The sequence below is a fragment of the Bacillus sp. ISL-45 genome, assembly GCF_018613195.1.
Lineage (GTDB): Bacteria > Bacillota > Bacilli > Bacillales > Cytobacillaceae > Mesobacillus.
Genome location: NZ_JAGGQQ010000005.1, coordinates 332879 through 357693, shown reverse-complemented (window position 1 = coordinate 357693; position 24815 = coordinate 332879). Strand labels below are relative to the sequence as shown.

Genomic DNA, 24815 nt, shown 5'->3' with positions numbered 1-24815 from the left:
CCTTAAAACTACCTTGAGAGCCTTAAGAGGTAACTTCCTCCTGATTTTTCTCACTGTTGCGATTTTCATTTTCCTCATATGATATTGAATAACCAACAAACACACCATACAGAACATAAAAGCAAATCGATGTAATTAACGTATTCCTTGACAGGTCCCAGAATGGTTTAATTCCAGGAAACAGCGGATTGAGAACATAAAAAACAAGGAAGAACAGCACCAGGCCAAATGCTGCACCAGCCCAAATGGATTTTAGCTTTCTCATTGCTGCATAGTATACAAGTGCTGCGCCAGTTGAAAAAAGACCAATCGCAATAATGGATATTACTGTACCCAGCCATTGCTCCTTCCAATCTCCCAAAGCCCATGGCTCAAGGATGACATTTGGACGGATTTCTGTAAAGTTGAAAATATAAGCTAAATAGGCAAGCGAACTCCAAAAAATCCCTCCAAATAACCCGGTGATTATGCTCATCGTGATGAAAGACATTGGTTTTTCCCTTTGATTTTGTTCAAGGTTTTCATGATTTTCTGCCATTAGTTGCACCTCCACCGTTAGTATGTCCCGGACGGACCAATCAATTGCACTTCAGGAAAAATTGTTCAGGAAGGAACCTTCATATAGAGGTTTGTGCTAATTTTTAGTAAAATGAAACTAACAGAACAAGTGGACCGAATAATCATGAAAATGCAAATCGCTCGTTTAAAGCACTTTTAAAAAGGAAAAAGTAGCAGGAGAAGAGTATAAAATCGGAGAATTTGTATAAAGTAATCGTTGGCAAGTTTAAAAGCGGGAAAAATTGCTCATGATGCTAGTAGGGAGGTGGCTTTCATTGAATCGTGCTTCTAAGTATATTGTTTCAGGACTGATCGTTCTTGCAATCTTTGGTTTTGCCTTTCAGTTATTTACCGATCCTTTAAGTATCCTTATCATGCTTGCAACAATCGCCCTGGTTGGTGCCTTGATTTATTTCCTCGTGACCCGCTTGACAAGTTCAAGCTCAGGACGGCAACACCAGCTTGCATTTCAAAAAGCAGCAAAGCGGTCTAAAAAACGGTTCCAGACAAAAGACACTAATGTCTCCTCTAAACGTTCAAAAATAAGGTCGCTCGCATCCGCGCGCAACAAAAAGAAGGATGCGTCACATTTAACGGTCATAGACGGTAAAAAGGGCAGGAAAAAAAATCGGGCTTCGTTCTAAGCTCGATTTTTGTGTTTTATTAAGGCTCTTTTCGTAGCTATTCATTAATAACACCAGGATTTAAAAAACTTCTCCGCGCTCTTTTGGCCCAGATCGATCAATTCATGTTTCTTTTCATTCGAAAGCTGGAATTCAGTAGTCAAGTTGCCTTCTGTAGGAATGAAAATGATATTTTTTTCATGTTTCCTCGAGATATACCGGGAGTCATGGGCATCCTTCATCGTTTCAAACAAAGCTTCGAACATTTGAAGTGCGTTCTTGATTTTGTTGGTGGGCTGCTGGATCAAATTCTGGCTGAGCTTGATACCAAGTACAGGCCGGACTTTTTTCACATTATCCTTATCAAATAACCACATCGGGAAATTGCTTAACACTCCCCCATCCACTACAATATTAGATCCGACCCTGTCACGCAGCTTCACTGGTTCGAAGAAGAATGGGAGACTGCAGCTCATCCTGATTGCTTTTGCTACAGGAAAAGTCATTGGATCAACACCATACATCGGAAGATCATCTGGCAGGATTAACAGTCTTCCGTTGGTGAGGTCTGACGCAATGATCCTTAATGAATCCGGGGCGAGGTCACCAAAAGTGCGCAGACCCCTGGCAGCAAGCTTTTCACCTATCCAGCGCTCCAATTCGTCCCCTTTATAGAGTCCCAGCCGCCAGTATACAAAAAGCCATTTCGTCAAGGCTGATGGGATGATCGTTTTCCTAGAGTCGAGAAATTTTTTCAGGTCTAGATCATCCAAGATACCGGCCATTTCAGCGCTGGTATATCCAGCTGCAAGCAAGCCAGCAATCAATGAACCCGCACTGGTCCCTGCGACCCGCTTAAAACGGAACCCCCGCTCCTCAATTGCCGCACAGGCACCTACCAATGCTAATCCTTTAATTCCTCCGCCGGAAAAAACGCCGTCAATATACATATGAGCCACTCCCGTCGATGTAATCCCACCTTTACATCTTTAAGCGCTTCATTTGTAAATTAGTACGGCGTACAAGTTAAAAAATTTGTATTTATGTGAAATATTGAATCTCTGCTTCTGGAAAAAACGAATGGATATATCCCCGAATCGTTTCTTCAAGATCCTTCGCTTCATCCTTCTGGTAGACGTACTTACCAATGCCGTAACGTCCCCATTTATATTTTCGTTTTTCTTCATCCATCTCAAGCTTGGATTTAGGATATCTTTTTTGGATCACATTTTTAGCCGGCTTTGTAAAACGGTGCTGGATGAGCTCAAAGCTTAAGCCTGTCAGGTCGATTCCTTCAAGGGAATTGCTGAGTCTCTCAAATAATTCGTGATAGCCCTCTCTCCAGCCTTCATGGATATAAATTGGCGCAACGATGAAGCCAAGCGGGTATCCGGCTTTTGCCACCTTTCTGGCTGCCTCCAGTCTTTCATCAAAGGATGATGTTCCAGGTTCAAAGTTTTTTATCACATAGCGGGCATTGACGCTGAAACGGAACCTTGTTTTGCCATTATGCTTTGCATCGAGAAGGTGATCGACATGATGGTACTTTGTTACAAACCTTAATTGCCCATATTCCGACTCTCCGAAAAATTCGATTGTTTTCTTTAATGCGTGGGTTAAATGGTCAATCCCGACGATATCCGATGTACAGGCAGCTTCAAACCTGGTGATTTCCGGTTTTCTTTCGTCCATGTACTTTTGCGCCTGATCGAAAATTTCATCGAGATTTACATACGTGCGAATATACGGCTTGCTTCCAAGCGTCGTCTGCAAATAACAGTAATGGCAATGGCCCATGCATCCGGTAGCAAGCGGGATGGCATATTCGGCAGACGGCTTGGAGGTATCGAATTTCAACGTTTTCCTGATACCGACAACGAGAGTTGATTTAGCATTGCGGTACTGCTGGAGTTCATTATCACCGGGGATGCCGCGCACCTGGTTATGCGAAGTGGTCTCCCGGATTTCAAGATCCATCTTCTCGAACTTTTCCTTCAGTTCACGTCCAAGCGGGTATTCTAGAGCCCTGGGTTCAATGTATACAAGCTGTGGTACAAAAGCTTTCATCATTCAATTCCTCATTTCATTCCATTTGTCAGTATAGTTAGTATGGGCAGAAATAAAAAAAGAGGATGGAAAAAATATTTCCATCCTGTACTGTAAATGTACCTATACATTTATTTGGGTTAGAGGAGAGATGGCTCTGTTGATTTCCGTTCCAGTCGCTTCGCTTTCCGCGGGGCTGGCAGTGAGCCTCCTCATCACCGTTGGCGCCTGCGGGATCTCGCCTGTCCAGCTGATCCCGCAGGAGTCTACGCGACTTCCACTCCAATCAACAGGTCTTCAACATGAATCCATTTTATCTACGCAAGGACCCATCCTAATTTTTATAGTCCACACTTTAACTGTGCGTTACAGTTTGTGCATGTGTTGCAGCCGCCGATTTCTTTTACTTCACCTTTGCGGCAGACAGGACATGTATTGCCGACTTCAGAGCCAATCGTTACGTTGGTAGAACGTAATTCATTAATCGTGTCGACAAGTACCACATGCTGCTTTTGCTTTTCTTTCTTGTCGATTTCCTCTTCCATCGTGTTTTCTTCGGCTTTGAGCGTCAGTACCTGTGAATCTCGGGAGCCGTCTACATAAACGGTACCGCCCTTCGCTCCGCCTTTATACAAGCGCTCATATACCTTTTCAACCTGCTCTACACTGTAGCCCTTCGGCGCGTTGACCGTCTTGCTGATCGAGCTGTCAATCCAGCGCTGGATGACACATTGAACATCAGCGTGTGCTTCAGGCGCCAATTCCATCGCTGAGACGAACCAATTCGGCAGGTTCTCTGGATCAGCATCCGGATTGCGATCAAGATATTCCTGAACGATGTCCGCTTTCACTTCAATAAACTTGCCAAGACGGCCGCTTCGGAAGTAGGAGAAGCTGAAGTAAGGCTCAAGTCCTGTTGACACGCCAACCATGGTACCAGTTGATCCCGTCGGAGCAACAGTCAGCAAGTGTGAGTTGCGAATTCCGTTTTCAAGGATTGACTCGCGAATATCTTCAGGCATTTTTTTCATGAAACCAGTGTTCGTGAATGCCTGGCGAAGTCTGTTAGTTTCTTCTTCAGTACCGCCTTGAAGGAATGGGAAGCTTCCTTTTTCCTTTCCAAGTTCAACAGATGCACGGTAAGCCGAAGTCGCAATTGTTTCAAATACTTTGTCAACAAGCTGGTTTCCTTCTTCTGAACCATATTCTGTTTCACAGTAGATCAGAAGGTCATGAAGTCCCATGACACCAAGACCGACACGGCGTTCACCTAAAGCTTGTCTTTTATTATCTTCAAGGAAGTAAGGAGTCGCATCGATGACATTGTCCTGCATACGCACGCCAACTTCTACAGTACGCTTCAATTTTTCAAAGTTAACTGTCTTTGTATCCTTGTCCGCCATTTCCGCAAGGTTAACAGCAGCGAGGTTGCAGACAGAATTTGGTGCGAGAGGCTGTTCCATTTTGTTATCCTAAAGGCTTTTTATCCCTTAGTTCTAACGGTTCGTTTCCCGTTAGTTCAGCATATCTTTTCAATGCTTTGTGGCATTGTTGCGGCCTCGTGGATGGATTATATTCTGCTCTCACAGGTTCACCATCTATGCGTTGCCCCTGACCTGGTTTTTAACCAAGGCCTTCGGTTCGGATTCCCATCGCAGGGTTCCCGCTTCATTCCGCAATTTTTAACGTGAGGCAAACTAAGCTGCTCTACCACACGGGTTTGTCGCTACTACCTTCTGTCCATATGCCTGTGCGTTCGTCATATCATTGGCATTGTCGATGAAGAAAATGCCTGGTTCTGCTGAGTATGTCGCACAGATATTAATCAAGTTCCATAATTCTTTTGCTTTGATTTTTCTATAGGTGCGCACTTTGTATCCGAGCTCTTCCCACTCGCGGACGTCACCGATTTTATGCCATTCTTCGTTGTAAACCTTCATTGTCTCAGCATCATAGCTTTCAACATCAGGGAAACGAAGTTCATAATCTGAATCATTTTCAACTGCGTCCATGAAATCCTTTGTCAGAGTGACTGAAATATTTGCACCGGTAAGGAATTCTGAGTTATGGACGGTATAGGTTCCGCCTGTTGCAAGCTTTTCTTCAGCCGCTTTGATGATATCTGCGCTGAATCCGCCGTAACCTGGGATGCTCTTATAGTTAACGATTCCCTGGTACATTGCTTCTTCCTGCAAAGTCAGCGGTGTGAATTTCAACTTTTCCTTCGCCAGTTTCTTGATTGAGTCATCGTTGGTGCTTTCAATCAGGAAGCGAAGGATTCTTGGGTTTTGCATTTTGGAAATGATGAATTCTACAATGTCAGGATGCCACGTACCTACCGTTCCTTTCGGAATATTTCGCTGCTTTGCAGCCGGACTAGACTATATCATCACCCTCAGCATGGTCTGTTAGGGGTCGGGCGCTTGTGAGAGTTTATTGTTGGGACTCACTCTCTAGTCGTTGAACCTTCGCCATTACCTTTGCCCAATGACGCTTGGCTGCAGATTGTCCAATGCAAGCAATTTTTAGGCCCTCACGCTCACCGTTTCCAGTCACGTTGTGGCTTGCCTGCCTCTAAGGAGTTCCCTGCAATTCACCCGATTTTCTAATCGTTCATTTTCTGAACGACGCGGACTAATGCATCTATAAAGTTACTTTCTTTACCATAAGTTTTTTCATGACAGTTTCTACAGAGTGTGATTCCATTGTTTAAAAGAAATTGTTTTTCAGGGAAAGGCTTTTTGGGATAAATATGGTGAGCAGCAATATCTCTTGAACTCGAGTTACAACCAGGCATCTTGCACCTAAAGTTATCCCGAGTATATACTTTTTTACGCCATTCCTTATAGAGTGCAGAATCAGTTATATCAATTGTTTCCACTCTATTTTCTTTCAGGTAATTCTTATAACATGTATAAGTACAAAAGCTTTTACCTGAACTAGATAATCCTGAGCGTACCCTTTCAGTAGTTTGTCCACACTGAAAGCATTCAAAGTATACACGTTTCTTTATCCTAGTCGACTTTATTTTCTCTATGGAGGCTGGGGTATGTTTCGTTCCTCTCCTCGGAGCACCTTTATCAATTTCATCATGGCCCCTTAGCTCCCATCCAAAGAAAAGAATTCGATCTAAAATTGTTGTATAACTTACCCCTAGTTCATTAGCAAGTACAGTATATCCCTTTCTTTTAACAATGTATTCCTCATAGAGCCAATCACGATTATCGTATATCTCATTGCCTAGTTTGATTGGCTTTTTTCTAATACCAAATCTTCTAAGCTTTGATTTAATTGTCGTAATTGGCAGCCCTGTTTCTTCAGCTATCTCTTTTAAACTCATTTTGTCGTGAATATACTTTTGATAAAGAAATTCTCTGGTCAGATTCATGAAACGCCCTCCTTATAACGAACGTTTGTTCTCATGTTAATCTTACCAATTTTAACTTAGAATGTCATTTAGTTAATCCGCCAGCATGATCATCTGTGCACCACGTCTTGACCCGCCCTGCTCTACTAAATGCGTCAGCTTGGCAATGTCATCAAGCCATGAGACCGAACCGGATGATTTTCCGTTTACGCCCTTGGCAAGTGTGTTGCGCGGTCTTAGTGTCGAACCGTTCGTTCCTACTCCGCCGCCGCGGCTCATGATTTCCATTACCTGTTTGCGGTGCTCAGAAATTCCTTCGCGTGAATCTTGTACGAATGGCATAACATAGCAGTTGAAGTAGGTTACATCTGTTTCCGCGCCTGCTCCGTAAAGAACACGGCCTGCCGGGATGAAATTCATCGAGACTAACTCTTGGTAGAACTTCTCGAACCACTCCTGGCGCTTTTCTTCTGTTTTTTCAACGGCTGCAAGCCCTGTGGCATTCCGTTTCGCGATTTGCTCGTAAAATACTTCCAGCGGCTTTTCAATAACGTCCAGTGAACGTTTGATCACCCCGGTCGAAGCTTCTTCAGGATCATCAAGCACCCCGCGGAATTCTTCGTCTACAAGCACTTTGGCTGTTTTGTTCTCCCAATCAATATCTAGTATGAATCCAAGTCCACGAGCAGGAAACTTTGGATCCTCTTTGATTGTGAGAACGACGAAATCACCATTTGATAGGGTAATTTTTTCAGTGTCTTTAAAAGTATAGCGGTCCAGCATGACTAATCGGGAAACGCCTTTGTGTGTAAGTTTCATGTCAGATGTAATCGGGTGAACCTGCGGGAACAGCTTAATATCCTTGTTCAGGCTTTCTACATCCAGGCTCATTTTTTGTCCAATAGTTACAGACATTTCTACAACTCCTTCTAAGGTTTTAAATCTTTTCTCTAATGTATTACTAGAAGTATGTAATTCTAGCTGCATTTTTGAATTACCCTTACGTTATCATAACGAAACATCAAAAATCAATATATAGTGTATTTTAAATTTTCGACAACACTATATATGGTGTTTAGGTCAAGTAATAAAGATTTTGTCAAACATGAAAACTATTAAAAAATCGAGTTATTTAGAGAGAACGATAGAATATCTCCAGTAAATGATAAAAAACAACAAATTTCGAGGGTTGCACTTTTTCTAATTATCAAAAGCCTAGAAAATACTGGATAAAAACAAAAAAAGCGGGTCATCCGCTTTTTAAATTTTTTTATCTTTTAAAATTCCACTCATCAGATTCGTACTTATTTCTGGCCAGCTCATTTACATAACTCAGCTCTTCATCACTTAAAGTGTATGGCTCCAAAATAATTCCCAGGCCATCCTCAAAACCTTCCTTGAATGCTTTTTTCGCTTCTTCTAGATTTATTTTACGGCTGCTGATCTCATTGATCGCTACTGCCTTAGTCTTGAAGGCTCGCTGCATTCTTTCTTTGACTCTGTCATTCGGATACTTGAATAAGCTGAAAAGTTTATCCTCATCCAAATCGAGCAAAATGGAACCATGCTGAAGGATGACCCCTTTTTGCCGGGTCTGGGCGCTGCCGGCCACTTTACGTCCTTCAACAACAAGCTCATACCAGCTTGGTGCATCGAAACAAACTGCAGACCGAGGGTTTTTTAACGCTTCTTTATCAGCAGAAGTTTTCGGTACAGCAAAATAAGCTTCTAGACCTAACTTCTGGAAACCCTGTAATATGCCTTCAGATATTACCCTATAAGCTTCTGTTACTGTCTTTGGCATTTCTGGGTGTTCTTCAGTAACGATTACGCTGTATGTAAGTTCATGTTCATGCAGAACGCCCCGGCCGCCAGTAGGTCTCCTTACAAAACCAAGACCGTGCTGCTTCACAGCCTCCATATCAATTTCTCTTTCAATCTTTTGGAAATAGCCAACTGAAAGTGTCGCCGGGTTCCATCCATAAAAACGGACCACTGGAGGAATTTTTCCTGCACCATGCCAATCAAGCAAGGCTTCATCAAGTGCCATATTGAAGGAAGGTGAACAGTCTCCTGAATCAATAAATCCCCATACCTCTTTATTCATACAAATTTAACCCCATTTTAAAAATAGTTTAAAGCTAAGATTTTTTTAGTCTAACAAAATAAATTTCAAAAGCAAAGCAAGTTGATTTAAAGAAATTTACTAATTTCCTTTGCTCTCTGACATGAAGGCTTATATAATTATAAGTGGCTCAGCTAAGCTTGAAAGGAGAAATATGTTTTGGATACACTTATCTTTTTAATCGTCCTGACAGTTGCGGTAATTCTATACTCTGTGTTTATGTATTTCCGCCAGAAGAAAATCCTAAAGACCCTGTCAGAGGAAGAATTCAAAGCTGGTTATCGTAAAGCGCAATTGATTGATGTCCGTGAACCGAATGAATTCGCCGGTGGACACATTTTAGGCGCCAGAAATATCCCGCTTACCCAACTTAAGACTCGCCTGAAGGAAATCAGGCCGGACAAGCCTGTCTACCTTTATTGCCAGAGCGGTTCCCGCAGCGGACGTGCTGCCCAGCTGCTATACAAAAAAGGCTATAAGGACCTTAATCATCTACAAGGCGGCTTCAAAAAATGGGGCGGCAAAGTTAAAGCTAAATAAGCATTCTTTCCATAAAATTCCCCCTCAGCATGACTGCTGGGGGGTTTAGCTTTTCATTTCATAAAACAGATCGACTGCCTTCTGCCAGAACCAAGCAGAAGTCACACCAGGTTCGGACAAAATTTCGGCTTCTCCTCTTATTTTTGTCCGAAGTCACACCAGGTTCGGACAAAATTTCGGCTTCTCCTCTTATTTTTGTCCGAAGTCACATCAAGTTCAGACAAAATCTCGGCTTCTCCTCTTATTTTTGTCCGAAGTCACACCAGGTTCAGACAAAATCTCGGCTTCTCCTCTCAATTTTGTCCGAAGTCACATCAAGTTCAGACAAAATCTCGGCTTCTCCTCTGAATTTTTCATAATACACACCGGTTTCGGACTCGCAGTATTTTCCGAGGTCATTCCGTGTTCATAACTAAAAAACAAAGTCCTGCCAATAACAAACCGGCAGGACTTCTATCGTTCTATTCAGCTTTCTGGTAGCGCAGGATTGGCTTCCTTGCAGCTGTTGTTTCATCCATACGGCCTACTACTGTGGAGTGCGGCGCTTCCTGGACGATTTCTGGATTCTCTTCTGCTTCTCGAGCAATTTGGATCATGGCGTCGATAAAAGCATCGAGTGTTTCCTTCGATTCTGTTTCTGTCGGCTCGATCATGATCGCTTCTTCTACATTCAATGGGAAGTAGATGGTTGGCGGATGATAACCGAAATCAAGCAGGCGTTTTGCGATGTCCAATGTGCGGACGCCAAGCTTCTTCTGACGCTTGCCGCTTAGGACGAATTCGTGCTTGCAATGTCTGTTGAAAGGCAGGTCATAGTACTCTGCAAGTCTTCTCATCATATAGTTCGCGTTTAGCACAGCATACTCCGTAACAGCTTTCAAACCATCTGGACCCATTGTGCGGATATACGTATAAGCACGGACATTGATGCCGAAGTTGCCGTAGAAAGGCTTAACCCTTCCGATTGACTGCGGACGGTCATAATCAAACTTATAAACGCCATCCTGCTTTGTCACGATTGGCTTTGGCAGGAATGGAATCAGATCAGCTTTTACACCGACTGGGCCTGAACCAGGTCCGCCGCCGCCGTGAGGGCCTGTGAATGTCTTATGAAGGTTCAAGTGAACAACATCGAAGCCCATATCTCCAGGGCGTGCCTTGGACATAACAGCATTCAAGTTCGCTCCATCATAGTAAAGCTTTCCGCCTGCACCGTGGACAATCTCAGCCATCTCGAGAATGTTTTCTTCGAATAAGCCAAGTGTGTTCGGGTTCGTCAGCATCAGTGCCGCTGTATCTTCCCCGACAACCTTCTTAAGGTCTTCTAAATCAACCAGACCGTTTTCATCTGACTTTACAGTGATCGTTTCAAAACCAGCTACTGTTGCTGAAGCTGGATTGGTTCCGTGCGCCGAGTCAGGAACAATAACTTTCGTACGGTTGAGATCGCCGTTTGCTTCATGATAAGCACGGATCATCATCAAGCCCGTCCATTCACCGTGTGCACCGGCTGCCGGCTGAAGGGTAACTTCATCCATACCAGTGATTTCAATCAGGTGTTCCTGCAGATCGTACATCAATTCAAGAGCACCCTGGACAGAGCTTTCATCCTGCAATGGATGCAAATGGGCAAAGCCGTTGAATCGCGCCACATTTTCATTCATCTTAGGATTGTATTTCATCGTACATGATCCAAGCGGATAGAACCCGGAATCTACACCGTGGTTGCGCTTCGACAATGCTGTGTAATGGCGCATGATATCAAGCTCGGAAGCCTCAGGTAGTTCTGGCTCCTCTTCACGGAGGAATCCCTCAGGCAAAAGCTCTGATAAATCGGTTTCCGGAACATCCATCTCCGGAAGGCTGTAGCCGACACGGCCTGGTGTGCTTAATTCAAAAATGAGTGGCTGATCTTCCTTATGCATTGATATCCCCCATTTCCTTTACAAACGTATCGATTTCTTCTTTTGTTCTTAACTCCGTTACAGCAACAAGCATATGGTTTCCAAGGCTGGAATCATCACGCCCTAGGTCATACCCGCCGATGATGCCCTTTTCAAGCAGCTTTTGGTTCACTTCTTTTACCGGTTTATTCAGCTTGACGACGAACTCATTGAAGGTAGGTCCTTCGAATGCGATTTCAAATCCGTTCTCTTTGAAAGCTTTTTTTGCATAATGAGCTTTCTGGATATTGGCAACAGCCATTTCACGAACGCCTTTTTTGCCGAGGGCTGTCATCGCCACTGAGGCAGCAAGTGCATTCAATGCCTGGTTCGAACAAATATTGGATGTCGCTTTATCACGGCGGATATGCTGTTCCCTCGCCTGAAGCGTCAATACGAATCCGCGGCGTCCCTGATCATCCTTCGTCTGGCCGACAAGTCTGCCCGGAACCTTTCTCATGAGCTTTCCAGAAACAGCGAAGTATCCGCAGTGAGGACCGCCGAATGCTGTCGGGATCCCGAATGGCTGGGCGTCTCCGGTAACGATATCAGCTCCGAACTTACCTGGAGGCGTCAATGCACCCAATGAAAGAGGGTTGCTGGATACGACGAACAATGATTTATTTTCATGTACGATTTCTTCGATTTCCTTCATCTGCTCAATGCCGCCGAAGAAGTTTGGATACTGGACAATAACAGCAGCGATTTCTTCACTAGCCATATCCTTAAGTGCTTCAAGGTCAGTGACTCCATCCTTGTGAGGCACTTCCACGACATCGATGTACTGGCCCTTTGCATAGGCCCTGACTACATCCTTGTATTCTGGGTGCACAGCACTTGAAATCAACACTTTCTTTCTTCTCGTATGGCCTGCGCTAAGCATCGCCGCTTCAGCCAACGCTGTGCCGCCGTCATACATTGATGAATTGGCTACTTCCATGCCAGTCAGTTCACAGATCATCGTTTGGAATTCAAAGATTGCCTGAAGTTCACCCTGTGAAATCTCAGGTTGATATGGTGTATAAGCAGTGTAAAACTCTGAACGCGAAAGGACATGGTCAACGATTACGGGAATGTAATGATCGTAGACACCTGCGCCGATAAATGAAGAATACATTTTCAAATCAGCATTTTTCGAAGCCATCTGTGCCAGTTCTTTCATCAGTGCTGTTTCAGACTTGGCTGGTTTAATGTTGTACTCTCCGGCAAAACGGACTTTTTCAGGAATATCGCTGAACAATTCATCGATCGATGAAACGCCGATGCTTTCCAACATTGCGTTTTTATCACTTTCAGTCAGCGGTAAATAGCGATGCTTCATAACTTTTTCCCCTCTCCGGCTTTTACTTTTTATCTCTTTTATAAAAAGGTGTAGCTGAAACGGCAGCTTTTAAGCGCTTGCCGCGGATTTCAACTTCCACTTCATTACCTAACTCAGTTTCTTTTGCATCAATCAGCGCAAGCCCGATATTTTTCTTGAGCGTCGGGGATTGCGTGCCTGTAGTGACTTCACCAATCTGAGTGTCCCCTTTATAAACTGGGTACCCATGGCGCGGGATTCCGCGGTCAATCATCTCGATGCCGACAAGCTTTCTAGGCAGGCCATCTTCTTTTTGCTGCTTGAGTGCTTCTTTTCCAATAAAGTCTGCTTCTTTATTCAGCTTTACAGCGAAGCCAATTCCAGCTTCAAGCGGGCTGATTTCTGATGAAAGTTCCTGGCCGTACAATGCCAGATTCGCTTCAAAACGCAATGTATCCCTGGCACCAAGGCCGCACGGGATGACTCCCTCTTCTTTGCCTGCTTCAAGGATTTCCTTCCAAAGGCTTACAGCATCCCCGGAATCGCAATAGATTTCGAATCCATCTTCACCTGTATATCCTGTCCGCGATACAAGCGCTTTCTTTCCGTTCAGGTTGACTTCTTCGCTGAACTTGAAGAAACCGATTGTGCTCAGGTCATGATCCTTTGCAAGCTTCTGAAGGACTTCCTCAGCAAGCGGGCCCTGTAACGCCAGCTGCGCCATGCCTTCTGACAGGTTCTCGATTTTCACATTGCCTTCAAGATGGTCCTGCATCCAATCAAAATCTTTTTCGATATTGGAAGCATTCACAACAAGCAGGTAAAGCTCATCCTCAAGTTTATAAACCAACAAATCATCAACAGTGCCCCCGGTCTCATAACACATAGCCGTATATTGGGCTCCGCCGTTTTTGAGTTTTGAAACATCATTCGTCATCATCTTTTGTAGATAGTCCAGACTATCGGGGCCTTTAACCTCTATTTCTCCCATGTGAGAAACATCGAATAGACCAGCTTTTGTCCTAACTGCTTCATGCTCTTCCTTAATGCTTGAAAACTGGACAGGCAGCTCCCAGCCCCCAAAATCAACCGTTTTTCCACCGTATTCCTTATATACTTCAAATAGCGGTGTCCGTTTTAATTCAGTCATTATGTATCCCCCTTCGTCCTATAGCTAAAAAATCAGTTTGCGTCGTGTCTGATGAGGCAATTGCGATTGAACCCACAAAAAAGGACAGAGCACCCCCTCTGAATCTGAGAAGGTCTCTGTCCTTTCACCTGAAAGTTTACCTGTAAAGGCTTTCCCCTTTGGTGGCTCCCACTAAAAAAGCGCTCTCCAGAGATGCGTCAAACAAGAGTTCTTTTGCCTGAGAGATTCACAAAGTCTGCTTGCTCCTTCGGCGCTACTAAAGTAGTCTCTCCCCTTGTTGTCATCCGCATTTATATTATTTTCACAATTGGGCATGCTAGACGTTATTACACATGTCTGCAAAACTGACTATTTAAGACTATAAAATGACAAATTTCAAAACATTCAAAAGCTAACTTCATCCTACCATTAGAAAGCTAATTTCGGCAATATATTTATACTTTAAAAGAGGTGGATAAAATGACCGTGCAAATCAACTTTGATTCTTCCTGGCAGGACGAAATGGCTGAGAGAATTGATAACGACGGACCGTGGGGAAATTGGGAGCTGTACAAGCTTGCCGTGGAGATAGAAAAACATACCATCATACCGGAATTTGAGGGTCTTCAGGCACCGGCGCATCTTCCTGAACTTACCCCTCTGCCGCATCAGCTGGAGGTAGCGAAGCAGGTCGTTGAAAACATGAATGGAAAAGCCATACTTGCCGATGAGGTGGGCTTAGGAAAAACGATCGAGGCAGGTTTGATTTTAAAAGAATATATGATCAGGGGCTTGGTCAAAAAAGTATTGATCCTTGTGCCTGCTTCCCTTGTTTCACAGTGGGCCATGGAGCTGAATACAAAATTCCATATCCCCGCCATTGCCCAGAAGAAAAGCTATGTATGGGAGCAATGCGATGTTGTCGTATCTTCAATCGACACAGCGAAACGGGCGCCTCACAGGGATATCATCAACAACTTAAATTATGACCTTATCATAATTGATGAAGCTCACAAGCTAAAAAATAACAAAACAAAAAACTATGAATTTGTCCAAAATCTCAAGAAGAGATTTTGTCTTTTGCTGACAGCCACTCCGATACAAAATCGGATTGAAGAAATTTTCAACCTTGTATCACTTTTGAAACCAGGTCATCTGGGCTCTGAAACGGCTTTTTTTGATAAATATAAAAAGGACGCCAGGTCAGTAAATGATGACGAACACCTTAAAGAGCTGGTCAATAAAGTAATGATTCGCAACAGGCGCTCTGATACTGGCATCGAATGGACGAAGCGCCATGTAGAAACCATCCCTATTCAGTTCTCCGATCAAGAACGGGCACTGTACGATTCAATTCAATCATTAAGAGGTACCGAAAGTGGTCTCAGCTCCAGTCAATTCTCTTTAATGACGCTTCAGCGGGAAGCTTGCAGCAGCAGGGAAGCAGTTTTCTACACTCTCAGAAACATGCTTCAAAGACAGGAGAATCCCTCAGTCGGTTTCCAGAATACAATTGCACAGCTAATTAAACGTGTTGAGGCAGTAACAAAGAATTCCAAGGCTGAAAAAGCGCTTGAATTAATCAAGCAGATTGATGACAAGGTCATCATCTTTACCGAATACAGGGCCACCCAGTTATATCTTCAATGGTTCCTTAAGCAGCATGGCATCACTTCTGTGCCGTTCCGGGGAGGATTCAAACGCGGCAAAAAGGATTGGATGAGGGAACTGTTCCAAAAGAATGTCCAGGTCCTGATCGCAACAGAGGCAGGAGGCGAAGGGATTAACCTGCAATTCTGCAGCCACATCATCAACTTTGACCTGCCCTGGAATCCGATGAGGCTTGAACAGAGAATCGGAAGGATTCACCGCCTCGGCCAGGAGAAGGATGTGAAAATATACAATTTCGCGACAAAAGATACAGTCGAGGAACATGTACTGAAGCTGCTTTACGAAAAGATCAATCTGTTCGAGAAAGTCATCGGTGAACTGGATGATATCCTGACAAAATTGGAGTTTGGCAATATCGAGGACCATTTGACCGATATTTTTGGAAAGTCGGCATCTGAAGGCGAAATTCGGATCAAAATGGAAAACCTGACGTCGATGATCCAGTTCGCAGAGGAAATGAAGGAGGGAAATCAGCGTGCAGCAACAGGAAATCCATAACTTTCTCGAAAAATACTTCACCGCAAATAACTGTGAATTGCTTGAAAATGACAAGGGGTATATGACAGTCCAGCTGACGATCGATCTTGACAAGGAGCTGATGAACCGCCCGTTCTACTGGCATTATCTTGAGAAGACAGGCGGCGTTCCTAATCCCATGAAGCTGACCTTGATCACCAATAAACAGCAGGCGCCAGACGATATGAAAGGTGAGGTCATCCACTTTGGCTCACCACGGCTTCATCAAATCTTTGCATCGACTAAAAACCTCGCCGGTTACATCCGGTTATATCAAAATAATCAATTTCCTGCCCAGACACCGCTTATACCCTGGATAGGGCTGAATATGAAAATATCGTATCAATGTGACAGAAAACGCGATGTTTTCCATTCAATCGGGCTGCAGCTGATCAATGGAAGGATGGAAGAAGACTTTCATGATAAATTATTGAAGCTTCCATTGAGTACAAAAATACCAGACTACGCCTATACACTTTCTCCATTAATCAAGCCAAAAAGCGGCGTTAACAGAATCCAGTCTTTTTTGAATGCAAGGGTTGAACAAGAGGACCATGCCTGGGCAGAAGAGGCAAGAAAACGCTGGCAGAAGGATTTGCAATTGCTCCATCATTTCTATGAGAACGAAGAAGAGGAATCTGATAGCTATAAAACCGAAAAAGCTGCATTACAGGAACAATATGAACCAAAAATAAAAATCGAAATCGTCAACGGCGGATTGTTTTATTTAACAGAAAGTGCTTTATGATTTTGTACAAAAAACAAACCCGGCTCCTGTTAAAGCCGGGTTTTCCTGTTATTTCTTTTTCTTTTTGATACTCGACATCAGCATAAATGGCAGAATGCCAAACCACCTGAACATAAAAGTGGCTTCTGCGTCTTTTTTTGCCTGCTTCATCCTCTGGCGCTCTTCTTTGGGCTGATCAATATATTTTACTACGGTCTGGGTTAGGTATTTTACGTAATCATTTGTTTTCATGGTTACACCATCCTTCGCTCCTTATCAAGTATAACCATGAGTTATTTTTTCATACGCTGGATGATTTCATCGACAATCATTGAAACAGCTTTCCCAGAGGTATCCACTTCGATCGTAGCCGTATCTCGGTATAATGGCAGCCTGCTATGGTATAATGTTTCCGCAGCTTCTCTATTGGCTTTCCTTAATAATGGCCTGGTATCGTCATTTCTGAGCCTATCCATGATGATACGGATTTCAGCATGAAGGAAGACAACATTCGCTTTTTCCTTTAAGAACAACCTGTTCTTTTCTGCTCCAATAATTCCACCTCCAGTAGCGACAACGGCATCTGCTTCCGGCATTGAATACAACACCTCGGTCTCCAGGCGGCGGAATTCCTCTTCACCATCAATGGCAAAGATTTCATTGATCGTCTTTCCGGCCTTATGGACAATTTCCTGATCTGAATCGTACACTGATACTTCCAGTTTATTAGCCAATTCCTGTGAAATGGTTGTCTTTCCCGAACCCATAAACCCAATAAGATAGATAGCGTTCATTTCGTTAATTCACCTGTCACTTCTTTTCCCTCCATCTTACCATTGAGCCGGTATCCTTGTCATATTGGGCTATACCAAGAGTCTTTTCCCCGCTGGTGAGATTAAGGGTGAAGATGACTTCTTCCACTTTTCCTGACACCTCACGTATTTGAAAGGAAACATCTCCTGACCGATATTTCAGTATACCTGAAGCCGGCAAGGATCCCTCGCTCCTCATGGATTCCGTCTGTTTGACCGAACATAGCATATAATACTCCTGCAGCCGTATTGTCTCTGTTTCTTTTGCGAATTTTTTTCCGGCAACATAATTCTCAGTCAATATAAGCAAAGAAAATGACATCAATAGTAAAAAAATCATCGTCAGTGGATAGACAAAACCTTGTTGATTTATGGTTCCACACCCCCAGTTTGGTAAAATTGATGGATCCTGACCTGATAATCCCTTCCTTTTAAATCCCTTGCCTTAATCTCAACTCCATCAGCTATTTTTCCAAAACTGAAGCTTGAAAGGTTTTGTACCAGGATTTCATGTCCCTTGAAATCCACCCTTCTCCGCATGCTGGAATTATACTTCTCATAAAGTATAATTTGCTCATCAACCTTCATAAACAGTCTGTCTGGCTGAACAGTCATTTGCTGTGCTGAACGAATTTCTCTTTTTACCTGGCTGCTGAAGACCTCCCACTCCATTTTCCTCTCTAACGTCTCAGCAACACGCTGGTCAAGGATGATTTTCATACCTAAAGGCAGCATGGAGGCAATCATCAAAAATAGCATTACTGATAAAAGCATCTCAGCCATAGTGAAGCCTCTTTCACTCTGAAGAAGCACATTTTTTTTGATCATCATAATGGACACAAACCTCCCACAAAGAATCTCCCTCATTCTTTGTGACATTAATATAATACAGCTCGCCATTCTGCGTAATATTTTCTCTGCCAGAACTGGTTCCAGTAATTTTCAAGTACATCAGTTCGTCATATAATAAATGGCTGGCTTCCGCATTTCTTTCGGACTCCATTGTCTGGTTGCTGACATGTATGGCAATTGGAAGCAATATCGCAGCACCCATGAAAAACGCGGCCAATGATAGCAGCATCTCACTGAGAAAAAATCCATCATTCCTCCATAACATAAAATCTGCCCTTTCCTATCTGGATCATCATCTTATATTTCCTTGATCCTGCAGTGATATAAATAGAACCAAAGCTATCGATATTCCCATCCGGCTTATATTGGAACATTAAATTCAACGTCCCTCTTTCCACTTTGATGTCAGAAGAGTAATGTCTTTCGGCCAGAAACGGAGCATAATAATCCATTCTGTGGATATGGTAGGAATTATTTTCGGGCACGAAATGGAAAGTAATCGTCTCTTGATGGGACATCGCGTATTGCTGGCTGTACAGAAGGTCGGATTTCAATTGTGAAAAGAAAAGCTCTTTTTCGAGCATGTCTTTTTGGGGTGTAAACAGGAAAGCAGATGTGAGGGAGAGCATCAAGAATGCCGAAAGCACAATCAGCATTTCGACCATCGTAAAACCTCCAGAGTGGTTCATTGGCCGGTCGCAGCGAACTCTTCTTCCGTAAGCACCGCACCTTCAGTAGTAATCACAAGCCCAGTACCGTCTGGACATTTGGCCCCTGTGTTTTTCAGATATTTGCCCGTTTGAAGCTGTTCAAAGTTAGGAATCACCTTGTTGTCAATTTTGTATGCCTGTACCTGTGCCTCGACCATTTTTATATAACCTTCGCAGCCCTTCGTATTAATTTTCGAACTATGTGAAGATATATTAGGGACTGTAATAATCAGAAGAACAGAGATCACCAGCAAAACAATCATCATTTCTATCAAAGTAAAGCCCTTTTGATTTTTCATCATGCATTCTCCTTTAATTTTCCGCATTTAAAAATGCTAAATTCCTTTCATCATTTGAAACATAGGCAATAATATGGCTAGGTACAATGAAACGACAAGGAGGCCAATAAAGCTGTACAAAATCGGCTGCACTGCTTTCATTGCACTTTCTGTTTTTTCTTCGAGTTCTTTCAGGCAATGCCTGCTGTAAAAATAAAGTTCCTGATCCAGCTTGCCGTTCTTCTGCCCATGCCTGATGATCTTCGGCAGCTCTGCTTCAAAAAACAAATACTCTCCAGCTGCCTTGTCAAAATCCTGGCCAGCAGCCAACTTTGAAATCATATCCTTCCCCAATTCCCTTGAAAAAGGTTCATGCATGTTTTGCTCAAACACCTTCAATGCAGCTAGAACTGAAAGGCCGCCAGAAAACAAATAACTTAACTGTACTGAGAAATAGTGTGAGTAAAGAAGCCTGACAAATTTGCCGGCAACCGGAAGCTTCACAAGCATCATTATTTGTTTTAGAGGATGGATGTTCTTAAAGCTGATGAAGTAGTATAAAACGAGAAGTGTAATGGTACCAAGAAGGCCATATAGCAAGTATGGAAGAATAGAGGCTGCCGCCCCGATGGTTTGCATGAATATATTCGGAGCCAGATTCATGTCTAAAAATAGAGAGTTGAATTTCGGAAGCAAAATCTTGTTGACGAAAAATAATAAAATGAATGTAAGCATCAAGAGTAATACTGGATATCCAGCAAGCCTTCTTAATCTCTGGTAGTCCGCGTCCCGCTTTATGACCATGTCGCTGCCCTCAGTCAGGGTGCGGGCCAGCCCGCCATGCTGCTCGGCAAAATAAACATAGCTGACTAAGTCCCTTTTAAAATTCAATTCTTCAAGAATCAGATATAGGGGAAATCCTTCACGCAGCTTTCCTAGGCTTCTTTTAATCTCCGCTTTTCTGTTCTTCTCCAAATAAAAAGTCATCGATTCAATTGCTTCTGAGAGAGAATAACCGCGCGACAGCAATTCTCCCGTCCTTTTGAGAAACCTGGCCTGTTCGGCGACTGGCCACTTACTGTCCATCATTGAGAACCCACCTCTGGTACTCTGACTCCTTGATGTACCCCAGTGCGATTCCTTTCCGGATTGCATCTTTGAGAGTCTTGTATCGATAGTTTTGCTGTTCCCCCTTTGCTTCCTTCAGTACGGCAGATAAATCCTTCCCCGTAAGGATTTCGAAGATATTTCCTCTTTTGCCGCTGCCTGATGAATAGCAAAATGGCGAGCACGTCCCTTCACAATATGGACACGTAAGTTCAACGAGCCTTTGAGCCGTTACTGCAATCAATGTCTGTTCAATCTCAAGCCAATTGATCCCGAATTCAATCAGCCTGTAAATCGCTCCTCTTGCATCCCTTGTATGCATCGTCGTCAGGACGAGATGTCCTGTCAGCGATGCTCTTATCGCCGTTTCAGCAGTTTCTTTATCCCGAATTTCCCCAACCATGATAATATCCGGATCATGCCGTAAAATGGCTTTCAAGCCAGCGGAGTATGAAATTCCAGCGCGTTCATTGACCTGAACCTGCAGTACTGTGTCGCTCGGTTTTTCAATCGGATCTTCAAGGGTAATGACACTGCGATTGACTAAATCCGAGGTTTCAGAAAGCATGGAATAAAGGGTAGTCGTCTTGCCGCTGCCCGTCGGTCCAGTAAAAATGATCAAACCATGTGCGTGCTTTAAAAGGGAAATCAGTTTTTTTGATGTGGATGGAAATAATGAAATTTGGAAAGAAGGAGATTGATTTTGTTCGGGAAGGAGTCGAATGACCATGCTTTCGCTCTGGTAGGCTGGAAGCGTGGAGATCCTTAAGCCAATCTTCATTTCTTGGTATCGATAGGTAAAAGCACCGCTTTGAGGCCGTCTTTTTTCACCAATATCCATCGAAGCTGTGAATTTAAAGTGGGAAATGAGCCGCTCACAATCAGCCTGTTCAAGCGTATAACGGGGGAGTAGCTGATTGCCTAGCCTGAATTTAATCAGTGTGTCTTTCTCGCGAGGAATGATATGAATATCCGACGCGCCGCTTCGTAAAGCATCTTTCAAGACATTTTCCGCTAGCTGTTCAATTGATTTGACAATAATCATGCACCACCTTTTTAGTTATAGAAAAGGAATTCGCCAAACCCTCTTCTCTTCCTGCAAAAAATCGAACTTAAATATGTATAAAAAGTGACAATTCTATTTATAATAACTACCGTAGCGTTAACAAGTTATATCAGTGGGCTATAGCCAAGCGGTAAGGCAACGGACTTTGACTCCGTCATGCGTTGGTTCGAATCCAGCTAGCCCAGCTAACCTAAAAAAACGGAAGCCCTCGCTTCCGTTTTTTATGGTTTTGTGGAAATGGTTTTATTAATCCAGCTCGAGCGCTTGTCAAGCTGACCAAGGCGCTTGCGCTTTTCTTGTTACCTCGCTATTTTTTTCAAGGCATCAGGGTTAAAACCGACAATTAGCTTTTTCCCATCTGTTAAAATCGGCCGTCTAAGCAGCTTCGGTTCCTCAATGACAAGTTTGATTACCTCTGAAAGTGGCAGGTCTTCCATATCCATTCCCAGATTTTTATAGGTTTCTCCTCTTGTGGCAAGCAGTTCATCCAAGCCTTCAGTCGTCAATGATAAAATCTGCATTAATTCTTTTTTCGATGGAGTATCTTTGAACATATGACGTTCATTGAATTTCACGCTGTTAGAGACCAGCCACTTTTTTGTTTTACGGCATGATGTACAGCTAGGATAAGAATAAAACGTCAGCTCTTCCATTTAAGTTACCTCCTGGCGAACATAATTATCTTCTATACATATTGTATAACTTTTGTATAACATTTGTATACTTTTTTGTCATCATTTCGCCATTTAGTTGTGAACATTTTCTAAACATATAGTGTAAACAGTGTAAACCTTATTTTCCCCTGTATTATAATGAAGGCAAATTAGTGGGCTGAGGTGAACTAAGGTGGAGCAAACATTAAAAATTACAAGTGTTTTGTCTGACCCAACGCGTTATTATATTTATCAATACATCACAAAAAGGCATAAGGATGTTACTGTACAGGAAATCTCCGATAATTTTGATATCCATCCAAATGTAGCAAGGCTGCATTTATCAAAACTCGAAGATGTGAACATGCTGATATCCGAGACAAAAAAAACCGGCAAGGGCGGCCGTCCAAGCAGACTGTACCGCCTTTCAGATGAAGTGATCCAGCTGCACTTCCCATTCCGTGATTATCAGCTATTGTCAAAAATCGCAATGACGACAATGATGTCGCTTGGAGAAGCTGGAAAAAAAGCATTGTACATGACAGGAAAACGCTTTGGTGAAGAACTGATGGATCAAGAATTATCCCGCCATCCACAAATGTCAGCTGAAATGACGTTTGAACATAAATTGAATTCAATCAAGAATGCTGCGACTCTTGCTGGTTTTTATCCAGAATTCGAACCTAACAGCGAAAAGACCAGGATTTACTTCCAGATCTTCAATTGTCCTTTTAAGGAAGTAGCAATGGAGCATACCGAAACAGTCTGCAATATGCACTATGAATTCTTGCGCGGAATGTTCGAATCCCTCTTTGGTGAAATCGAGCTGATCGAAAAAGAGAATATGTTCACAGGCTGTGGCTCTTGTTCATATCAGGCTGTTATTGCACAATAATCAATCCTTGTTTACTTTTCACTCCACTTTACTTTATAATATGATAGTGATGGACTTGTAGGGTAAAGGAGGGATATCTTTGGATCGTATGTACAGAGTTTTAGGATTCTGGACGGGAATCTTTGCTGTCATGTTTTTCTTGGGTGACATGTATACGACGTCCTTGATTTTCTTTGGTCAAACTGGATTTTTCTTGCTATTAAGTTACTTGAAACTGTCTGAGCGTATGTACATTTACGTCTTCGGCGCATACTTAACGATTTTCTTTGCTGGATTTACTTACTGGTCAACATTTATGATGCCATTAGGCGGAACTGGACATTGATCAATTGTTACGCTCAAGTAAGAAAAGCGCAAGCGCCTTGGTCAGCCCCGACAAGCGTTGGAGGGCCGACCGGGGAAGTCGCTCTTTGACTTCATCGGGCGGACCGAAAACGAAAAGCGGTGGCGACTGCCCAACTCCGACAAGCGCTGGAGGGCCTGACAGTGAAGTCGTTCTTTGACTTCATTGGCAGGACCGAAGCGACTCGAGGAGTTAGGAGCCGCAGCTAGACAAACGTCTCGAGGGGCTAGGCGCTGGAGCTAGACACTAATCTAAGTGGAAAAATTTATACTTTCTTATGCAGTAAAAAAAGCGATGGTTATCCATCGCTTTTTTTATTTGCTTTCGCAAATACTAAAATAGTTTTTCATCCAGGCTGCCCATACCCTTTGCCTGGAGAATGACATCAAACGACTGGCTGATCCCGCCTGGGAGAATCAGGCTCCGAATTGCACGATTGCGCTTGCTGGCTTCAGAAAAAGGATTGGGATCGTGGTGTTCCGCGAGCTCATCCAATATCCCTGCAGCCATCAGGAACTCATCCTGTCTCATCTTTCGCACGAAGCTCAGGCCGTATTTTTCACCAGTGGATTTAAGCGCATCAAAATGCACATGACTTGTCAGATCCATCTCTCCCGGATGCTGCAAAACATCATGAAACATCTGGTGCTGGTAATATCCCCTCAAGCTGCCGCGCCTGCGCGATGGGTGCATCCACTCTTCCTTCGTATAACCGTAATCTACAGTCATCATGATCCCCTTCGAGAATTGCTCTGCGATCGATTTCAGGAATGGTTCATACGTAAGCGGTACCTCCATCCTTTGCCCTTCAGCCAGTTCAATTCCCTGGTCGTTTAAAAAAGCGGTAATTCGATGATCCATCACCGGAATCATGATCTCTTTTAATTCACCATTATCATGGCCAACAAAAACTTCTTTTATAACACTCTCGCTTTTTTCGACGACATGAACAGGAAAAGCATCAAATAATTCATTAGAGAAAATCAGCCCTTGTTCCATGCCTGTTCCCTCATATGCATCAGCATGAAGGACGTTCACATTTTCCAAGCCGTCCAATTCCGCTGCTTGAAGTTTTCGATGATATGGACTCGCTTCAACAATCCAATAGCTAAGCCGTTCATGACTCAGTTCATTCCAGCCTTGTATAAATGACCGGGCAAAGCGCCCATTCCCAGCTCCTATTTCACAAACAGACGGTGGCAAGCCTAGGGTTCCGGAGTTTTTCGCAAACCATTTCCCGATCAGCTTGCCAAATACATCAGCTACATTGCTCGATGTATAAAAGTCTCCCTTTTTGCCTATTTTCTGGCGTTCTTTTATGTAATATCCTTCCTCCGGATGATAAAGGGCAAGCTCCATATACTCAGCATAAGAAATCATTTTTTCCGGGGAGGCTTCAATATACTCTTTGATTATTCCTTTCATAATAACTCCTTGAAAAAAAGTTTTCACTATTGACATAGTGTTTTCAATATTATATTGTTTTAGTAGTAGCTTAACTATATCCCCTCCCATGATATGAATAGAACATCCCCCAGGAAAGCCCTTCTCTTT

The 24815-nt window shown here is 43.2% G+C and carries 25 protein-coding genes, 1 tRNA gene, 3 pseudogenes and 1 riboswitch; of the genes and pseudogenes, 7 read left to right on the top strand and 22 right to left on the bottom strand.

Translation table 11 applies throughout. The features are described from left to right. Positions 1-22 precede the first annotated feature (22 nt). Complete coding sequence (locus J7E35_RS07245; protein WP_214778385.1) at positions 23-538, bottom strand: YqhR family membrane protein; 516 nt, start codon at positions 536-538, stop codon at positions 23-25. A 295-nt stretch (positions 539-833) separates the two neighbouring features. Between J7E35_RS07245 and J7E35_RS07240 the strand changes: the two genes are divergently transcribed. After that, entirely contained in the window at positions 834-1202 is a 369-nt protein-coding gene (locus J7E35_RS07240; protein WP_251040807.1) for an SA1362 family protein, read from the top strand. Between the two features lie 44 nt (positions 1203-1246). Here the strand turns inward: J7E35_RS07240 and J7E35_RS07235 are convergent, their stop codons facing one another. The 7 genes and pseudogenes from J7E35_RS07235 to J7E35_RS07205 all read right to left on the bottom strand — a co-directional run bounded on the left by J7E35_RS07235 (position 1247) and on the right by J7E35_RS07205 (position 8701). After that, entirely contained in the window at positions 1247-2131 is an 885-nt protein-coding gene (locus J7E35_RS07235) for a patatin-like phospholipase family protein (RefSeq protein ID WP_214778383.1), read from the bottom strand. Between the two features lie 91 nt (positions 2132-2222). Further along, on the bottom strand, positions 2223-3251 hold the full coding sequence (gene splB / locus J7E35_RS07230; protein ID WP_214778381.1) for a spore photoproduct lyase: 1029 nt from the start codon (positions 3249-3251) through the stop codon (positions 2223-2225). A gap of 317 nt (positions 3252-3568) precedes the next feature. Further along, positions 3569-4687, bottom strand: a pseudogene (locus tag J7E35_RS07225) (vitamin B12-dependent ribonucleotide reductase); the annotation flags it as partial. Positions 4688-4939: 252 nt separating this feature from the next. Next, positions 4940-5557: pseudogene (locus tag J7E35_RS07220) on the bottom strand (vitamin B12-dependent ribonucleotide reductase); the annotation flags it as partial. A gap of 275 nt (positions 5558-5832) precedes the next feature. After that, a complete protein-coding gene (locus tag J7E35_RS07215) occupies positions 5833-6615 on the bottom strand; it encodes an HNH endonuclease (RefSeq protein WP_214778374.1) in 783 nt (260 codons plus the stop codon). A 75-nt stretch (positions 6616-6690) separates the two neighbouring features. Further along, positions 6691-7509: pseudogene (locus J7E35_RS07210) on the bottom strand (ribonucleotide reductase N-terminal alpha domain-containing protein); the annotation flags it as partial. A 355-nt stretch (positions 7510-7864) separates the two neighbouring features. Continuing rightward, positions 7865-8701 carry a lipoate--protein ligase family protein gene (locus J7E35_RS07205; protein ID WP_214778372.1) on the bottom strand — a complete coding sequence of 279 codons (837 nt, stop codon included), beginning with the start codon at positions 8699-8701 and terminating at the stop codon, positions 7865-7867. A gap of 237 nt (positions 8702-8938) precedes the next feature. On the opposite strand from J7E35_RS07205, the gene J7E35_RS07200 reads away from it, so the two are divergent. After that, the gene (locus J7E35_RS07200; RefSeq protein ID WP_214778715.1) at positions 8939-9259 is read left to right on the top strand and encodes a rhodanese-like domain-containing protein; all 321 of its coding nucleotides are present in this window, start codon (positions 8939-8941) and stop codon (positions 9257-9259) included. 461 nt (positions 9260-9720) lie between these two features. Here J7E35_RS07200 and gcvPB read toward each other — a convergent pair whose 3' ends face one another. From gcvPB to gcvT, 3 genes are read right to left on the bottom strand one after another with little or no spacing between them, the layout of a single operon-like run. Then, positions 9721-11184 carry an aminomethyl-transferring glycine dehydrogenase subunit GcvPB gene (gene gcvPB, locus J7E35_RS07195; protein WP_214778370.1) on the bottom strand — a complete coding sequence of 488 codons (1464 nt, stop codon included), beginning with the start codon at positions 11182-11184 and terminating at the stop codon, positions 9721-9723. Beyond that, on the bottom strand, positions 11177-12523 hold the full coding sequence (gene gcvPA / locus J7E35_RS07190; protein ID WP_214778368.1) for an aminomethyl-transferring glycine dehydrogenase subunit GcvPA: 1347 nt from the start codon (positions 12521-12523) through the stop codon (positions 11177-11179). Before gcvPA ends, gcvPB begins: the two co-directional genes overlap by 8 nt. A gap of 22 nt (positions 12524-12545) precedes the next feature. Next, positions 12546-13652, bottom strand: coding sequence for a glycine cleavage system aminomethyltransferase GcvT (gene gcvT, locus J7E35_RS07185; RefSeq protein ID WP_214778365.1), 1107 nt, complete (start codon positions 13650-13652; stop codon positions 12546-12548). Positions 13653-13847: 195 nt separating this feature from the next. Continuing rightward, positions 13848-13936: riboswitch (glycine riboswitch) on the bottom strand. A gap of 175 nt (positions 13937-14111) precedes the next feature. Here gcvT and J7E35_RS07180 point away from each other — a divergent pair. After that, positions 14112-15800 (top strand): DEAD/DEAH box helicase, encoded by a 1689-nt coding sequence (locus tag J7E35_RS07180; protein WP_214778363.1) that lies wholly within the window; start codon positions 14112-14114, stop codon positions 15798-15800. Continuing rightward, positions 15778-16566: a YqhG family protein gene (locus J7E35_RS07175; protein WP_214778361.1), complete on the top strand. Its 789-nt coding sequence runs from the start codon at positions 15778-15780 to the stop codon at positions 16564-16566. The genes J7E35_RS07180 and J7E35_RS07175 overlap by 23 nt, the downstream gene beginning before the upstream one ends. A 48-nt stretch (positions 16567-16614) precedes the next feature. Here J7E35_RS07175 and J7E35_RS07170 read toward each other — a convergent pair whose 3' ends face one another. The 9 genes from J7E35_RS07170 to comGA all read right to left on the bottom strand — a co-directional run bounded on the left by J7E35_RS07170 (position 16615) and on the right by comGA (position 21349). Continuing rightward, positions 16615-16797: a YqzE family protein gene (locus J7E35_RS07170; RefSeq protein WP_214778360.1), complete on the bottom strand. Its 183-nt coding sequence runs from the start codon at positions 16795-16797 to the stop codon at positions 16615-16617. Between the two features lie 41 nt (positions 16798-16838). After that, the gene (locus J7E35_RS07165) at positions 16839-17339 is read right to left on the bottom strand and encodes a shikimate kinase (RefSeq protein WP_214778357.1); all 501 of its coding nucleotides are present in this window, start codon (positions 17337-17339) and stop codon (positions 16839-16841) included. A gap of 16 nt (positions 17340-17355) precedes the next feature. Continuing rightward, the gene (gene comGG / locus J7E35_RS07160) at positions 17356-17658 is read right to left on the bottom strand and encodes a competence type IV pilus minor pilin ComGG (protein ID WP_214778355.1); all 303 of its coding nucleotides are present in this window, start codon (positions 17656-17658) and stop codon (positions 17356-17358) included. Positions 17659-17726: 68 nt separating this feature from the next. Continuing rightward, a complete protein-coding gene (comGF, locus tag J7E35_RS07155; protein ID WP_214778353.1) occupies positions 17727-18188 on the bottom strand; it encodes a competence type IV pilus minor pilin ComGF in 462 nt (153 codons plus the stop codon). Further along, on the bottom strand, positions 18154-18474 hold the full coding sequence (locus tag J7E35_RS07150) for a hypothetical protein (protein ID WP_214778351.1): 321 nt from the start codon (positions 18472-18474) through the stop codon (positions 18154-18156). Before J7E35_RS07150 ends, comGF begins: the two co-directional genes overlap by 35 nt. Then, positions 18458-18898 carry a competence type IV pilus minor pilin ComGD gene (gene comGD, locus J7E35_RS07145; RefSeq protein ID WP_214778349.1) on the bottom strand — a complete coding sequence of 147 codons (441 nt, stop codon included), beginning with the start codon at positions 18896-18898 and terminating at the stop codon, positions 18458-18460. The genes J7E35_RS07150 and comGD overlap by 17 nt, the downstream gene beginning before the upstream one ends. Next, positions 18895-19218 carry a competence type IV pilus major pilin ComGC gene (comGC, locus tag J7E35_RS07140; protein WP_214778347.1) on the bottom strand — a complete coding sequence of 108 codons (324 nt, stop codon included), beginning with the start codon at positions 19216-19218 and terminating at the stop codon, positions 18895-18897. The genes comGD and comGC overlap by 4 nt, the downstream gene beginning before the upstream one ends. A 36-nt stretch (positions 19219-19254) precedes the next feature. Next, a complete protein-coding gene (comGB, locus tag J7E35_RS07135) occupies positions 19255-20286 on the bottom strand; it encodes a competence type IV pilus assembly protein ComGB (protein WP_214778345.1) in 1032 nt (343 codons plus the stop codon). Beyond that, complete coding sequence (gene comGA / locus J7E35_RS07130) at positions 20273-21349, bottom strand: competence type IV pilus ATPase ComGA (protein ID WP_214778343.1); 1077 nt, start codon at positions 21347-21349, stop codon at positions 20273-20275. The genes comGB and comGA overlap by 14 nt, the downstream gene beginning before the upstream one ends. Positions 21350-21483: 134 nt before the next feature. On the opposite strand from comGA, the gene J7E35_RS07125 reads away from it, so the two are divergent. After that, positions 21484-21555, top strand: a tRNA-Gln gene (locus tag J7E35_RS07125). Between the two features lie 114 nt (positions 21556-21669). Here the strand turns inward: J7E35_RS07125 and J7E35_RS07120 are convergent. Next, a complete protein-coding gene (locus J7E35_RS07120; protein WP_214778341.1) occupies positions 21670-22023 on the bottom strand; it encodes a Spx/MgsR family RNA polymerase-binding regulatory protein in 354 nt (117 codons plus the stop codon). A gap of 193 nt (positions 22024-22216) precedes the next feature. On the opposite strand from J7E35_RS07120, the gene J7E35_RS07115 reads away from it, so the two are divergent. Together J7E35_RS07115 and J7E35_RS07110 are read left to right on the top strand one after the other, a co-directional pair. After that, positions 22217-22918 carry a helix-turn-helix transcriptional regulator gene (locus tag J7E35_RS07115; protein ID WP_214778339.1) on the top strand — a complete coding sequence of 234 codons (702 nt, stop codon included), beginning with the start codon at positions 22217-22219 and terminating at the stop codon, positions 22916-22918. Between the two features lie 79 nt (positions 22919-22997). Continuing rightward, on the top strand, positions 22998-23243 hold the full coding sequence (locus tag J7E35_RS07110; RefSeq protein ID WP_023627332.1) for a DUF2626 domain-containing protein: 246 nt from the start codon (positions 22998-23000) through the stop codon (positions 23241-23243). Between the two features lie 351 nt (positions 23244-23594). Here J7E35_RS07110 and J7E35_RS07105 read toward each other — a convergent pair whose 3' ends face one another. Beyond that, positions 23595-24686, bottom strand: a complete 1092-nt coding sequence (locus J7E35_RS07105) for a class I SAM-dependent methyltransferase (protein WP_214778337.1) — start codon at positions 24684-24686, stop codon at positions 23595-23597. Between the last annotated feature and the right edge of the window lie 129 nt (positions 24687-24815).